Raw genomic sequence first — 15,384 nt, forward strand, 5'->3', positions numbered from 1 at the left:
AAGATATCTAATTCTTCATATTGGAGGAATTAAGGCATGCAATGGAGTCAGATTAAAACATTATTTATTTTATGTTTCTTAATCCTCAATATTTATCTATTTATTGAGTTTATGGATAAACAAAACAGGGTAGATTCCTTCGACCAGGCAAGTACGGAGGAACCAACGATTGAAGAAATGTTAAAGCAGGAAAATATTAAAGTTAGTGATAAGCACGTGGATGTAACTGAAGATACGTATATTAATGTTGCCCCTAAGAAATTTACCGATGTGGATATTAAAAAGGTTACTGATTTAAAAGGACAGGATGTTCAACTTATTAATAAGACGTTGCTTGTCTCCCGTTTTGATAGTCCGGTATCAATTCCACAAGATAAAGCAAGTATGAATGAATTGATAAGAAGCTATACGGCTTTTGCCAATGATTATGTATTCTATGGTTGGGATAAGAAAACGAATGTATTGCTCTTCTTTCAACAAAAAAAAGATCGACCGATTTACTTTAATCGCTATGGTGCCATCCTAGTATTCCTAAACAAAGATAATGAGATGGTTTACTATATGCAAACAATGTTGGGAGATGCAAAGGAACAAGGTGAACCAAGTAAGCTCCTTAATCCAATCAAAGCCATTGGGTATTTATATAATCAAAATGAGTTAGTTCCAGAAGACAATGTAACCTCAGTCGATAATGGTTATTATACGAGAATTGGATCTGAGACAGGCTCTAACCAAGTATTTGCACCAACTTATAAGATTGAGGTAAATAAGGAACGCAATTATTTTGTCAATGCGGTAGAAGGTTATGTTAATGCTGGAGACGATACAAAGTTTATTTCAGACACGATTAAAAATAATCTGAGTAACTTTAAACAGATGAATAAAGACGTAAATTGGAAAGACGATTTTATAAATATGGTAGAAGAATCGGCTATAGAGGATAGCATAACGGAAGATATAAGGATAGAAGAATAGTATAGATAAATCGGAGTGACTATGAATGACTTTACGCTTTAGTGTGTTAGCCTCAGGAAGTACAGGTAATGCATTTTATATTGAATCAGAACAGCAAAGACTGCTTGTTGATGCGGGCTTAAGCGGCAAGCAGCTGGATCGTCTTTTTCAAGAAATAAATATTGATCCGAGTAACTTATCAAGTATTTTAGTTACTCACGAACATAGTGATCATATTAAAGGGCTTGGTGTTTTTGCCCGAAAATATAAACTGCCTATTTACGCAAATGCAAAAACATGGCAAGCAATGGAAAAATCAATTGGTAATCTGTCTATTGATCAGAAATTTCATTTTAACTTGGAGGAAATAAAGACATTTGGCGATATTGATGTGGAATCATTCGGTGTTTCTCATGATGCTGCAGAACCAATGTTTTATACATTCCATCATCAAGGAAAAAAAGTTGCGCTTGTTACGGATTTAGGTTATGTATCAGAGCGCATTAAGAAAATCGTAGAAGGTGCAGATGCTTATATCTTTGAAGCAAATCATGATGTTGGTATGCTGCGAATGGGAAGGTATCCATGGAATGTGAAACGCCGTATTTTAGGTGATTCGGGGCATATTTCCAATGAAGACTGTGGTCTTGCTTTGGCAGATATTGTTGACAATAATACCCAACGCATTTATCTGGCGCATTTAAGCTTAGATAATAATATGCGCGATCTAGCTCGAATGTCGGTAAATAATGTACTTCAAGAGCGGGGCATTTCCCTAGAATTAATGGATACATATCACGATAAACCAACTGTGTTGTTTGAAGTAAGCTAAACAATTTGTTTATTTTATCAGCTGTTGGGGGAATAATAAAGAGGACAATTTATCCTTAAATGAGAGGCCATGTTTTGATATGTTAGAAAAACAAGATATGTTTCACTAAAAGATTAGGCCAGATACGAGTAAAAATTTCCATATCTAATGTATAAAATTGAAACAAGGTTATTGCCTGTTGTCCTTAGAGCCGGCCAGAGTTTTCTAAAGGCAGGGCATTTGGATTAATTTCGGTACTGGACGTATGTAAAGGGGTAGATAAATGGGGTATTACGATCAGCATTATCCACCAAATCCGCAACGGAAGAAGAAGAAAAACTGGCTTATACCACTTTTGCTTGGTGTTATAATTGGTGTTTTACTTGTAACAGTTGCATTACCAGCACTTGTTAATACAGGAATTCTAACAAATAATGAGCAGGAAGCAGAAACTCGGCAAGACTTAGGTTCAACAAAAGAAGGAAATGGACCAAAACAAGTAATGAACGTCGATGTTTCAACACAAATTACCGAAATTATTGATCAAGTAGCACCAGCTGTAGTAGGAGTCATTAATATCCAACAACAGATTGATTTTTGGCAGCAGGAGGAAAACAGTCAGGCTGGAGAAGGTTCAGGTGTTATTTACAAAAAAGAGGATGGCACAGCTTATGTAGTAACCAACCATCATGTCGTTAGTGGTGCTGATACGATTGAAGTTGTGTTATTTGACGACACCCGCATTGAAGCAAAGTTAGTAGGAAGTGACTTATTTTCTGATTTAGCGGTGCTAAAAATGGATGGCGATAAGATAAAAAATGTCATAGAGATCGGTACTTCTGCCAATGTAAAAGTAGGAGAGCCGGCGATAGCGATTGGTAATCCACTTGGACTTATGTTTTCCGGATCGGTAACACAAGGTATTATTAGCGGAAAAGAAAGAACAATCCCTCAGGATTTCAATCAAGATGGTCGAGCTGACTGGCAAGCAGAAGTTATTCAAACAGATGCAGCCATTAATCCTGGTAATAGCGGTGGTGCACTTATTAATATTAACGGCCAATTAATTGGCATTAATTCCATGAAAATTAATCAAACAAATGTGGAAGGATTGGGATTTGCAATTCCAATTGACTCCGCTATACCAATTATTGAACAGCTAGAAACAGAAGGAAAAGTAACGAGACCTTACTTAGGAGTTGAAATTTATTCATTAGAAGAGGTTCCACAAACGGAATGGAAAAATACACTTAAATTGCCGGAAGATATTGAAGGCGGTGTGTACGTTTGGAGTGTAGAGCCGCTGTCACCGGCGGATCGAGCAGGTCTCAAGCGGCTAGATGTCATTACAGAATTAGATGGTAAGCAGGTAAGGAATATAATTGATCTCCGAAAAATTCTTTACCAGGAAAAAGAAGTAGGTGATAAAGTGACTGTTACCTATTATCGAGAAGGAAGGAAACAGGAAACAACAATTGAATTAGGAACACAGAAATAGGGAAAAGCAACGAGCTGCTCGGGATAGTTCGTTGCTTTTTAGCCTAGAGAATAAATGATCTCGTAAAGAAAATTAGGGAATAACCAGGTAATTGCTGGGGCTAGGAAGGAATAAGTACTTAGTAAGCAGCTTATTCACATGTGAATAAAGACGCAATTTTAAAACGGATATGGATATTATCCACAGTTTTTATAAATTATGCACATTTTGTTGATAAATTTAGCGTGGAAAATCAATATATGGTATGTTAAAAGGAAATTATGTCAAAATAGGTGCGAACACTTGTGCATATGTGGATAAGTTTGTGGATGACAACAGCTTTTCAACAACTAAAATCAAATTATACACGAGTTATCAACAAAAATTCGATTTAATAATGGTTAATTGAGATTATCCACAGGTTTATTTTTACTCCAAATGATTAATAATAAAATGAACATGACGATATCTAATCGGGCTTCAAATAAAAAAAGGAGCAGTCCTTTATGGAGTAAAATCGGCAATTTTGTTACATACAAGGCACCAAGTATAATAAGAATTAATGGAGTTATAGCTATTTTTAAATAAATCCTCCCTGCTACTAATATTCCACAAGCTACTTCAATGATTGCAATAAGAAACAGAGTAACTTCAGGAAATGGCATTCCCAATTGAGTGAAGGTTATCTTAAAATCGCTGATAACAAGCTTTATCATTCCTGATGTAATAAAAACAAATGCAATTACATAGCACATCCATGGAAACACATGCATATGAACAGTTGATTTCATAAAAGTTCCTCCTTTCTATCCAGAATTATTCAGCAGCAACACGTCCATGTTTATTAAAAAAGTGAACAGCCCGTGAACTTGACATGGACGATTGCAAAGAAAATATGCAAGGAAGTCTGTTAGATTGGTTTAGTTAGGTCTAGGAAGCAATATCGATTTCTTCATGTTGATTTTTTAAAAAAATAGTTTCGTCGTCTAGCTTAAGCGCTCAAGCGACTAACAAACTTCGATCTTCTTCCTACGATAAGTCAACATCGGCTCGCATCTAAATGAAAGGCCGACTAAAAGCAGGCTTGTCGCTCAGGCGTCGGCATCCCCTTGTTTTAGAGGCATGTTTCCTTTATCTCGTCAGAAGTTCTCCAGTTTGTACGTCGCTAACCTGATCGCTTGTACTTTTGATGTCTAGCTTAAGCGCTCAAGCGACTAACAAACTTCGATCTTCTTCCTACGATAAGTCAACATCGGCTCGCATCTAAATGAAAGGGCCGACTAAAAACAGGCTTGTCGCTCAAGCGTCGGCATCCCCTTCCTACGCAGCAATACATCACGATTTTTCAAGGGAAAGCACTCTTTAAATGAAGTTTCACTTTATCGCTTCAAAAGCTCTGCTGTTTGTATGTCGCTAAGTGAACGCCTTTTATTCATAATATATGCAAATAAGCAGTCAACCTTGCCAAGCATTCTTATAAACCGTATAATTTCTTTATGCAGTGGAAAGGAAGTGTACCTAAAGAATGCTCCGTCGATTTTTTTCTTATTACAAACCCCATAAAAGATTGTTTATCGTGGATTTTACATCAGCGGTAATTGTGGCTTTATTAGAACTTGCATTTCCAGTTGCTGTACAGTATTTTATTGATCAACTGTTACCAGGAAACGACTGGAATTTGATTGTGCTTGTCAGCATTTTACTTCTCCTTGTTTATATCATAAGTACACTTTTACAATATGTAGTGACTTATTTAGGGCATAAATTAGGAATTAATATCGAAACGGACATGCGTCAAGAATTATTTCACCATGTTCAGCGGCAATCATTTCGCTTTTTTGATAATACTAAAACAGGTCATATTATGAGCCGGATTACGAATGATTTATTTGATATTGGTGAGCTTGCTCATCACGGACCAGAAGATTTCTTTATTTCCCTAATGACGTTTTTTGGCGCCTTTATTATTATGTTTATGATTAATGTAAAGCTGGCATTGATTATTTTGTTAGCTGTACCAATATTGATTTTTCTAATCACATTTAGCAATATTCAAATGAATAAAGCTTGGAAAAAAATGTACGAGGATATTGCTGGTGTGAATGCACGTATTGAGGATGCTGTATCAGGCGCTCGTGTAGTACAATCATTTACGAATGAAGAACATGAGATGAAACGATTCACAAAAGATAATTTCAGTTTTCGTAAAGCTAAATTATCAGCATATAAGGTAATGGCAATCGTCCATTCTAATATATACATGCTTATACGGTTAATTACGTTACTCGTATTAGTGGTCGGAGCTTGGCTAACCTATAATAATCAACTAATGATTGGTGAGTTGGTCAGCTTTGTATTATTTGTTAATGTACTATTTACACCTATTCAAAAAATCACAGCTTTGTTGGAGCTTTATCCGAAAGGAATGGCCGGGTTCAAGCGATTTACAGATTTATTAGATGTTGAGCCGGATGTGCAAAATAAAAAAAACGCTCAAGCTGTTACTTATTTGCATGGCAACATCTCATTCAACCGTGTTTCATTTGCTTATGAAAAAACACAAAAACCAGTGTTAAATAATATAAGCTTTGATATTAAAGTTGGAGAAACAATTGCTTTTGTCGGCCCTTCAGGTGCAGGAAAAACAACCATTTGCTCATTAATCCCTAGATTTTATGATATTGATGCAGGGCAAATTACGATTGATGGGATAGATATTCGGGATATGACGAAGGAGAGCTTGCGTCAACAAATAGGTATTGTACAACAGGATGTTTTCTTATTTACTGGGACATTACGAGAAAATATTGCATATGGAAAACTGGATGCCACAGATGAAGAAATAAAGTTGGCAGCACGGCGAGCCCATATGGAAGAGTTTATTAAAGAATTACCTGATGGATACGAAACACAGGTTGGCGAGCGGGGTCTAAAGCTTTCCGGGGGTCAGAAGCAGCGAATTGCCATTGCTCGTATGTTTTTAAAAAATCCACCAATCCTCATTTTAGATGAAGCAACTTCCGCCTTAGATACAGAAACTGAATTGATTATTCAGCAAGCTTTAAATGAGCTTTCAAAAGATCGAACAACCCTTGTTATTGCTCATCGACTGGCAACTATTAAAAATGCAGATCGAATAATGGTCGTGACAAAGGACGGGATTGAGGAAGAAGGCAGTCATGAGCAATTATTACAACGTGATGGCATTTTCGCGCAACTTCATCGTGCACAAATGCGTTAAGCTTATTTTAATAAACAATTTATCCCGCATCTAAGTAGCCGTAAGACCTCCGCTTTAAGAGTTATAGAGAATACGAACAAAAGATAACAGCACTTTAATACTCGATTCGTTCGAGTTAATGGGACTAGAGAGACTCCTGAATTGGCATCGCACGCAGAAAAGTGCTTTCCTTTTCAAGGACAAGGAAAGCTTCGACAGCGACACATCCCGTAGAAAAAGCGGTTTTCTTTTTCAAGGACGCCCGTGATTTTTAGCTTTTGTTCTACTTCTATCTGTAGTGGATGATGAAAATGCAAGTTTCACTTTATCATAAGTTGTAGCGCAACTTGGTTTATATAACAAGTTGCGCTTTTCAGCTGGTTTAACTTCATCGTAAAAAAATACATTCCAAAACGAAGAAATCGATGTATCATTTTGCAGTTTTTAAACAACCTCTTCTCGTTACGTTATATCGGTTGTAGTATGCTCTCTTTTAACATATGAAGAAAATAACGTTAGCAAGGCTAAGAACTGGCTAGGAAAGCAATTTTTATTATCGAAATTATTAAAAATTAGTGACAAATTACAATTTTAAAGTAAAAGATGTTTTGTACATGTAAGATAAAGGAAAGCAAGTAGTATGTAATAATTATTTAATAGAGAGGGGATTTGCAGATGGAACAATTGGAACAAACCACGCAAAAAAGGTGGCAAGAGAACAGGGATTTCAAATCTGTGCTGCAGTAGAGACACATATCCATGCTGGCTTGTATCAAGAGTTACCGAACTTGCCAGACGTACTGGGGCAACGATCTATTATTCTTCTATTTATCTATCCTACGTTTAAAACCGTGAGAGGTATACTGAAACCCTCGGTCACTATGGATAAGTGGATGTTCCTCCTTGTTTAATGTTGTCGTAGCTAAGTCCAGAGTATGAAAGACAAGACGGTTATTATTTCGATGCCCAAAAACATAGCTAACAATCGAGCCATCATATAAATTACGAATAGCACTTAAATATGCTTTTTTGGAAGTACCATATTTAAACTCAGTTACATCAGTTACCCATTTTTCATTTGGTTTTTCTGCTTTGAAATTTCTATTTAAGATATTATCTGTAACATGTTGTGGGATGGATCGTTTATAACGATTCTTCTTTTTACGAATAACAGATTGAATCCTAGCGATTTTCATCAACCTATAAATTCTCTTATGGTTGAGCTTTTGATTAAATTTCTCTTCAAATGTACGATTCATATTTGTCTTCATTCGTCGATATCCATAAATACCATCCACTTTTTTATGAAGAGTAACCATCTCGCTAATAATTTCCTGATTTTGAAGTTCACACGTTTAGATGGTGTTCGATTCAACTATTTATAGTAAGCCGATCGTGCAATCCCTGCAATTTCACAAAGAAGGGAAATTGATAGATTTCCCTCCACATGAAGTTCTTGAATTGCGATATATTTATCTTTAAATCTTACTGGTTTATTTTCGCCTCCTTTCAATCTCCTCTAACTTTTTTAGAAATGCATTCTTCTCCCTTAAACGCTTATTTTGAAATTCTAATTGCTTCATTTCTAGTTTGATTTTCTCTATAAAAATAATCAGGAATACGAATTGATCTATGGAGCTTTAAGGAAACGAAGAAGCAGGATAAAATCACAGATGAAAGGAAAAACGATTATCTTGTTGTTGATAATGATCGCCCTAAGTTTAAGAATTTGCCAGACGCTATTTTCCCTATTAAAAAATAACTCATAATGTTTCCTTCCCCTGTTTTTAATCAATTTTAGTTGACAAAAAAACTAGATCCATATAAAATGACTGATAGTCAGTCAATAAGCGGATTTCTTACTCATCTATCATTTAAAAAAGTAAACCACATAGAGAAAGAGGTGAAGCAGTGGACAATAAAAAAGAAAAAATTATTCGCTCGGCTATCCAAGTATTTAAGGAAAAAGGAATTGAAAAAACGAAGGTATCTGATATTGTTAAAGGTGCTGGCGTAGCCCAAGGTACATTTTATTTGTATTTTCCTTCCAAATTAGCCGTTATGCCTTCCATTGCCGAGGTCATGGTAAAGAGAATTGTGGAAGCGATGGAAGAGGAGGTAAAGCCTGAAAAGGAATTTATGGAACAATTGGAGCAAGTGGTTCAAGTAGCCTTTAAAATAACGAACGATTATCGGGAAATCTATGCTTTAATGTTTGCTGGATTGGCTTCCAGTCAATATTTAAGTGAGTGGGAAAAAATATACGAGCCTTATTATGCTTGGATGCACAAGTTTTTAATCCAACCAAAGGCAACGGGTGTTCTTCGTGAGAATATGGATGTTGATGCAACGGCCAAATTATTAATAGGTTTAATCGAAGCTGGAGCTGAACAATCTTATTTGTTTGATAAACAAGATGAAAAAAAAGCAAATCAAAAACAGAAGGAAGTCCTAGAATTTTCCAAAAATGCAATATGTAAATAATTTAAGATTATCCGGGTTTTCGCTATTAATAAAGCATAAAACTATGGCCGGGAAAATTAACTTCGTAACGTATTTAAAGTTATTTGTATAAGCGAAAACGAGCAGATCGCTTGCGCCGAAAGTTTGGCACTGGCGAAATTTTTTAATTATAAAATGACTGATAATCAGTCATAATAAATGGTACAGGGAGTTAACTGAAAGTGAATAAATCATGGATATACGTAATTTTAACAAGTTTATTTGAATTAATTTGGATTTATGGGTTTAATACAGCATCTATGTGGTGGCATTGGGTTTTGATTATTGGAGCGATTTTGTTAGATCTTCATTTCTTGTCGAAAGCTTGTGAAGGTATACCAACAGGAACAGTATATGCCATATTTGCTGCTGCTGGAACAGTAGGAACAGCATTAATGGACGTCTATATATTTGGTGGAAGTTTAAGTATGGGGAAAATATTTTTTATGTTTCTTCTAGTTATAGGTGTTATTGGTTTAAAGCTATTTGATGAGCCGAATCAAGCAACACATCAGGAGGTGCATTCATAATGGGATGGTTCTTTGTTGCATGTGCTTCGGTGTTTGAAATATTAGGTGTACTAGGTCTGCGGTTATATAGTCAGAATAAGACCATTCCCAGCGGTTTATTGTATCTAGGTGGATTAGGTGCTTCGTTTGCCTTTCTTTATGCATCTTTCTCACATTTACTTGTAAGTGTTTCTTATTCTGTGTTTATGGGAGTTGGTACGGCTGGCGCTGTAATAATGAATATGATTTTCTTTGGTGAATCAACCAATAAATTACGCGTTATCAGTTTAATTTTGATTATTATTGGAGTAGTAGGTTTGAAAGCTTTATCCTAAAGGCTTTGGATGTAACGTCAAAAGTGATGAAAAAAATCTAAGTATTGGATTATCTGGTTAAAGAGTAATCTACTTAGATCCGTCATTTGATTTTTTTGAAGTATGATATTTCATAGTGATGGGGATCGTTGAAAGTATTTTTATTAATTGTTCAGACATATAATTCGTAGAGTATTTGAAATCACTTTTTACCCATTCTATGATTAAACCTAACAAAGCATGAGCTTGGTAGCTAGCCTGCAAATCCTGGTTAATTGAATTTGTTTTTTGTAAAGCTTGTAAATCGTTGAGGGATAGATCTTTAATAATAGAACAAAGCTTATTTTGAAATCCCGGCAGGATATGTTCATTTAGTAGAATAGTTTGATAGAAGTCTGAAAAGCGCTTGATATGGTCAAAAATTAAAATGGTAGAGGCCTTCATTTCAAGGGGGGTGAATGTTTTTTTATTCAAGTATGGGTTTCTATAGGAATGAATCAAATCGGATAAAATATCTTCAACTAATTCATGAAAAAGTTCGGCTTTCGTTTGATAGTGTTTATAAAACGTCCCTCGATTTAAATTGGCAAAATACACAATATCAGTAATAGTTATTTGTTGCAGTTCTTTTTCTTTCATTAACTGAATGAAAGCAGATTTTAATGCTTGTTTAGATTTTAGAACCCGACGGTCTGTCTTCATCAACTATCTACCACCTATCTGTTTGAAGCTCTAATTTTTTTCCTATGTCTATCTGGAACCAAGATTCTACTTCATGAAAAATTCCACGTTATTGAACATAATCCATAATAAATGTTGCTTAAGCAACAAAGTCCCTCCTATTTGCATATTGATATGTTTATTATAGTACACTATGCTTATGGTATACAATTAATGTATGATCATGGTCACAATAAACTAGAAGGGTGAGAAGACATGAAATTAACAGGCAAAGTTGCGATTGTTACTGGTGCAGCCTCTGGAATGGGAAAGGCTATTGCTGAACTGTATGGTCAAGAAGGAGCAAGTGTCATTGTATCTGATATTAATTTAAAAGGAGCAGAAGTAGTAGCGGCATCAATTGTTGAAAAGGGAGGAAATGCAAAGGCTGTAAAAACCGATGTAGCCATTAAACAAGATATCGATCGTTTAATTGACACAACCATTAATGAATATGGCACATTAGATATCTTAGTTAATAATGCAGGTGTTATGGATGGAATAGAACCGGCCGGAGAAATAGAGGATGAGAAGTGGGAACGAATTTTCTTAATTAATACTACTTCTGTCATGCGAGCAACTAGAAAAGTATTACCTATTTTTCTTGAAAAACAAAACGGTGTTATTATTAATATTGCTTCTACCGGTGGATTAAATGGTGCACATGCAGGAGCGGCATATACTGCTTCTAAACATGCGGTAATTGGATTTACAAAGAATACTGGCTATATGTATGCAGACGAGGGAATTCGTTGTAATGCTATCGCTCCAGGGGGAGTAGAAACAAATATTGGTTTAACCATGAAACATATAAGCGAATTTGGAGCTAGTCGTACACAAAAAGGACAAGCAGTTATGCCACGTATGGGAAAACCTGAAGAAATAGCGACAGTTGCTCTATTTTTAGCAACTGAGGATTCAAATTTTATCAATGGGACAGTAGTTACGGCAGATGGCGGTTGGACAGCGGCGTTTTAATGGAACAACTCCTTCCATTTTATTCACCTATATTCGAAAAGCGTTGAAATTTTTTCAATGATAACCTGACTGCAAAAGAAAAAAGCCTGTATGATGATAAGATGCAGAGCACATCAAAAAGTATTGAAAGCGTGTTCATGTCGAGAGAACGCTTAACAAAAAATATATATAAATCTAAACTATTGGATGTCCTACTGAGCAACTAACAGGGTTTGTTTATCTCTGAGTACTAGGTAAACACCATCTTGCTGTTGCTCAGTTCTTTTTATTCGGCACCAATCTAGTCAGAAATTCCCAACCTTTTAATGATACAAATTTTAGTAAATATCTACATCTACAGTTTTATCTTTCGTTTTTCTTCTAACGTTTTTTAATAAAAAATTGTTTTATTCTTAATTCAAGTGTCTTACCTGGTTATAGTTTTGGATCTCCCATGTCTTTTCTTTGAAACGAATGTTGCTAATACATCCATTCATTAGTATTGTTTTACCTGAGCCGATTTCTCCATTGGAAATTTCAGCTAATATAGCATTGATGACAGCACCGTGAGCAACTAATAAAATTCGCTTATTAGGAAATTTTTTATTGATCTTTTCCAATCCTGTCATAACACGCTGATTAAATTCTTCTCGTTTTTCTTGGCTTGGAAAGCTGCCGTTCGGATACGCTCTTTGCCTTTCTTCCATCGTCATACCTTCAGCATCTCCAAATGAACGTTCTTTAAAATCGTCCATTTCTATAAGCGGAAGAATTAAGTGTAGGTTAATAATTTGAGCAGTCTCTTTTGCACGTTGTAAAGGACTGCATATGAGGACATCATAATCAGCCGCATTTAAAAATTTGCCGCAAGCTTCAGCTTGTTTTCTTCCTGTATCGTTAAGCGGAATATCCGTTTTTCCTTGAAGTCTGCCTTGTTTGTTCCAGTCTGTTTGTCCATGGCGAATAAAACATATACTTGATATTGCCATCCTCTCCCTTACATGTCTTTTAATTAATTATATCAAATCAAAATAATTATTGTTCATAATTTCACAATTATGATCAGCAACCTTTTTTCTAAATAGTATCATCAATTATTTTAGTTTACGATGCATCCTTAAACAAACGTGAATTAAAAAAATGAATGTTATCTATTCATTTTAAAATTATTATATAATAATAATACATTTTAAATTTTTTGTATATCTGGCATAGAAATTTGGATATTTAAACTTTTCAAGGCTTACAGATACTCCAGATTTTTAATTACATTTATCATGAAGATAGGATTATGGAAAAACTTCGACAGGGACACATCGCGGTTTTTCAAGGACAAGAGAAGCAGCTTGAATAGGCATCGCACGCAGAAAAAGTGTTCTTCTTTTTCAAGGGGAAAAGCACTCTTTGAATTAGTTTCCCTTTATCCCGTAAGAAGATCGGCCGTTTGTACCCCGCTAACCGAGCGCTTGCACTTTTGTGTCTGACTCATACGCTCAAGAGCTCTCGCTTTTGCTCTGGACTGAATACATTGGAATTTGTTGCAAATTATTAGAAAGTCGATTAGAAATAATTACTTACAAAGGAGATTTAAACTATGTTTAGTTATTACAGTAATCTATCATCAGAAGTATATGATTTGGATAAGCCGATAGGTCATTCCTTTGGCGATATAGAGTTTTACTTGGAACGTCTTGCTACTTGTACAGGAAAAATCCTCGAGCCTGCTGTTGGTACAGGGCGCATGCTTATCCCGCTTCTAGAAAACGGTCTTGATGTTGAAGGTTTTGATATATCCTCCGAAATGTTGACTATTTGTCGTGATCATTGTGGAAAAAGAGGTCTGAACCCAAAACTTTTCACAGCATCCATGCAGGACTTCCAAGTCAATCAGAAATACGAAGCGATTATACTGGCATCAGGTACTTTTTTGTTACTGCACGAAAGAGAAGATTCACTAAAAGCGCTAACGAACTTTTACCATCATTTAGCGGCTGGAGGACGACTTATGTTTGATGTTTTTCTGCAAACGGATATTGAATTAGGAAAAGCACATACCAAAACATGGGAATGTGAAAATGGAGATATGATTACATTAGAAACAAAAATAACCCAAGTAGACTATATTCATCAGTATACTGTTTCCCATAATCGGTATGAAAAGTGGAGAAACGGTGTGCTCCAACAAACAGAATTAGAGCGTTTTCCACTACGTTGGTATGGAGTTGAAGAGATGAAATTACTTTTGCAAACAATAGGATTTACTGATATTACAATCTCTGCTAATTATAAATACGGAAAATATCCAACACAAGCGGATCAATCAATTACTTTTGAAGCAATAGCAAAAAAATAGAGATTTTTAGAATACTATTGAAATCTAAGTGGGAAGATAACGACACCTAAATGCCCGATTCGTTCGGGTCAACAGGACAAGGAAAGCTACGGTAGCAATACATCACACGCAGAAAAGTGCTTTCCTTTTCAAGGACGGAGAAACAGCTTGAATAGGCATCGCACGCAGAAAAAGGGCTTTTCTTTTTCAAGGACAAGGAAAGCTACGGCAGCAATACATCGCACGCAGAAAAAGTGTTCTTCTTTTTCAAGGACAAGGAAAGCTACGGCAGCAATACATCGCGGTTTTTCAAGGACAGAGAAATTTGTGGGTTGTTACTATACTTATACATGATAAGTAAAACAAATATATAATAAGGTGTTTAAACTCTAGCTCAAACAAATGCTTAGCAATTTAATGGACTATCAATTCACGGATATATGTTTATCTTTCCCCTAGCGAACCTCCCCAGCATCGTCAAGGTTTCTACCCTAAGGGAAATGGCTACAGCTATTACGTTGTAGTATGATAAAAGTTGTCTTTGTGCGACTTAGTGATTAAGTTTTTTTATTTAAAATTGAATTGATTTCCCATACCGTGCTGCCGTTACTCTCGTGTTAAAACCCCTATCATGCATAACGCCATTTGTATATATTTGGGCTATCCCTCCCTTTCTTTATGTTATAACGTTCAAGTTAGTACAGATGGTATATATACGGTGAAGCTGGTAAGTAAGCGTTATTCCCTTTCATCTACAGATCTAATGATTTTGGAAAAGCATTAGAATTTTTCTCTGCTTTCTTTACGATCATGTAATTTGGATTTCATTAATAAACGTAGCCAATAACCGCTGAGAGGATATTTAACAAGCGATTCGTCGTTAGCTTTTTTTAAAAACTAGCTATCATAAGGAAAAGCTGCTGTTTCTGACGGAGCTTTTCCTTATGGATTGTATTCTTTATTTAGGCATATAAAGTACTGTAATGCTTAGTACTATAGTAAGTATAAATTAATGAAAAATACAATTGGTTTTCATGCTGTCGAGAATTTACGCTCGATGAAAAAAGAACGCATCCGCATTAAAAGTAAGTTAATTGATACAAGGAGAAAAATATAGGACGTTGAAATGAAAAAGACAGTGTTGAAGCTAATAAATAGCTTTAAGGCTGTTTTTTATTGTTTAGGAAACTATAAAATTCTACGACTGTCGATAACTATTTTGAAAAAGTATCTTCGTCTAGCTTAAGCACTCGTGCTCTTAGCAAACTTCAATCTTCTTCCTACGATAAATCAACATCAGCTTGAATCTAAAGGGAGGCCGACTAAAAGCGGGCTTGTCGCTCAGGCGTCGGCATACCCCCTGTCTTAGAGGCATGTTTCCCTTATCCTCTTGTTAGAATCCGTATTTCTCTAGCTTTAAACATTTTTTAATTATCTTGACGGGATATTGAGAAAAACAGCTCTCCTAAATGCCCAATATTCAAGGAGGAAAACCTTCTTTAAATGAAGCTTCATTTTATCTAGGTCAGAAGTTCCCCGGTTTGTATGTCGGTAACGAGCGCTTCTAGCTTTGGTTTAATAATTTACT

At 35.6% G+C, this 15,384-nt stretch carries 14 protein-coding genes; 10 read left to right on the plus strand and 4 right to left on the minus strand.

Annotation, left to right across the window (positions count from 1 at the left end; genetic code table 11):
* Positions 1 to 36: 36 nt before the first annotated feature.
* From KQI21_RS15660 to KQI21_RS15670, 3 genes are all read left to right on the plus strand, one after another.
* The gene (locus KQI21_RS15660; protein WP_216485168.1) at positions 37 to 975 is read left to right on the plus strand and encodes a two-component system regulatory protein YycI; all 939 of its coding nucleotides are present in this window, start codon (positions 37 to 39) and stop codon (positions 973 to 975) included.
* 25 nt (positions 976 to 1,000) lie between these two features.
* Positions 1,001 to 1,786 (plus strand): MBL fold metallo-hydrolase, encoded by a 786-nt coding sequence (locus KQI21_RS15665; protein ID WP_216485169.1) that lies wholly within the window; start codon positions 1,001 to 1,003, stop codon positions 1,784 to 1,786.
* 262 nt (positions 1,787 to 2,048) lie between these two features.
* Positions 2,049 to 3,263, plus strand: coding sequence for a S1C family serine protease (locus tag KQI21_RS15670; protein WP_216485170.1), 1,215 nt, complete (start codon positions 2,049 to 2,051; stop codon positions 3,261 to 3,263).
* 380 nt (positions 3,264 to 3,643) lie between these two features.
* Here KQI21_RS15670 and KQI21_RS15675 read toward each other — a convergent pair whose 3' ends face one another.
* Positions 3,644 to 4,033, minus strand: coding sequence for a DoxX family protein (locus KQI21_RS15675; protein ID WP_216485171.1), 390 nt, complete (start codon positions 4,031 to 4,033; stop codon positions 3,644 to 3,646).
* Between the two features lie 734 nt (positions 4,034 to 4,767).
* Between KQI21_RS15675 and KQI21_RS15680 the strand changes: the two genes are divergently transcribed.
* Complete coding sequence (locus tag KQI21_RS15680) at positions 4,768 to 6,483, plus strand: ABC transporter ATP-binding protein (RefSeq protein ID WP_216485172.1); 1,716 nt, start codon at positions 4,768 to 4,770, stop codon at positions 6,481 to 6,483.
* 803 nt (positions 6,484 to 7,286) lie between these two features.
* Here the strand turns inward: KQI21_RS15680 and KQI21_RS15685 are convergent.
* Positions 7,287 to 7,793, minus strand: coding sequence for a DDE-type integrase/transposase/recombinase (locus tag KQI21_RS15685; protein ID WP_309245570.1), 507 nt, complete (start codon positions 7,791 to 7,793; stop codon positions 7,287 to 7,289).
* Between the two features lie 580 nt (positions 7,794 to 8,373).
* Here KQI21_RS15685 and KQI21_RS15690 point away from each other — a divergent pair.
* From KQI21_RS15690 to KQI21_RS15700, 3 genes are all read left to right on the plus strand, one after another.
* Positions 8,374 to 8,946, plus strand: coding sequence for a TetR/AcrR family transcriptional regulator (locus KQI21_RS15690; protein WP_216485174.1), 573 nt, complete (start codon positions 8,374 to 8,376; stop codon positions 8,944 to 8,946).
* Between the two features lie 200 nt (positions 8,947 to 9,146).
* The gene (locus tag KQI21_RS15695) at positions 9,147 to 9,494 is read left to right on the plus strand and encodes a DMT family transporter (RefSeq protein WP_216485175.1); all 348 of its coding nucleotides are present in this window, start codon (positions 9,147 to 9,149) and stop codon (positions 9,492 to 9,494) included.
* Entirely contained in the window at positions 9,494 to 9,808 is a 315-nt protein-coding gene (locus tag KQI21_RS15700) for a DMT family transporter (protein WP_216485176.1), read from the plus strand. Before KQI21_RS15695 ends, KQI21_RS15700 begins: the two co-directional genes overlap by 1 nt.
* 69 nt (positions 9,809 to 9,877) lie before the next feature.
* On the opposite strand, the gene KQI21_RS15705 is transcribed toward KQI21_RS15700, so the two are convergent.
* Complete coding sequence (locus tag KQI21_RS15705) at positions 9,878 to 10,489, minus strand: TetR/AcrR family transcriptional regulator (RefSeq protein WP_216485210.1); 612 nt, start codon at positions 10,487 to 10,489, stop codon at positions 9,878 to 9,880.
* 234 nt (positions 10,490 to 10,723) lie between these two features.
* On the opposite strand from KQI21_RS15705, the gene KQI21_RS15710 reads away from it, so the two are divergent.
* On the plus strand, positions 10,724 to 11,485 hold the full coding sequence (locus KQI21_RS15710) for an SDR family oxidoreductase (protein ID WP_216485177.1): 762 nt from the start codon (positions 10,724 to 10,726) through the stop codon (positions 11,483 to 11,485).
* A gap of 392 nt (positions 11,486 to 11,877) precedes the next feature.
* Here KQI21_RS15710 and KQI21_RS15715 read toward each other — a convergent pair whose 3' ends face one another.
* Positions 11,878 to 12,453, minus strand: coding sequence for a histidine phosphatase family protein (locus tag KQI21_RS15715; RefSeq protein ID WP_253291587.1), 576 nt, complete (start codon positions 12,451 to 12,453; stop codon positions 11,878 to 11,880).
* A gap of 605 nt (positions 12,454 to 13,058) precedes the next feature.
* Here KQI21_RS15715 and KQI21_RS15720 point away from each other — a divergent pair.
* Positions 13,059 to 13,817, plus strand: a complete 759-nt coding sequence (locus KQI21_RS15720; RefSeq protein WP_216485178.1) for a class I SAM-dependent methyltransferase — start codon at positions 13,059 to 13,061, stop codon at positions 13,815 to 13,817.
* Between the two features lie 147 nt (positions 13,818 to 13,964).
* Positions 13,965 to 14,150 carry a hypothetical protein gene (locus KQI21_RS15725; RefSeq protein WP_216485179.1) on the plus strand — a complete coding sequence of 62 codons (186 nt, stop codon included), beginning with the start codon at positions 13,965 to 13,967 and terminating at the stop codon, positions 14,148 to 14,150.
* Positions 14,151 to 15,384 lie beyond the last annotated feature (1,234 nt).

It is taken from the genome of Virgibacillus proomii, from assembly GCF_018916875.1.
GTDB classification, from domain to species: domain Bacteria; phylum Bacillota; class Bacilli; order Bacillales; family Amphibacillaceae; genus Virgibacillus; species Virgibacillus proomii_B.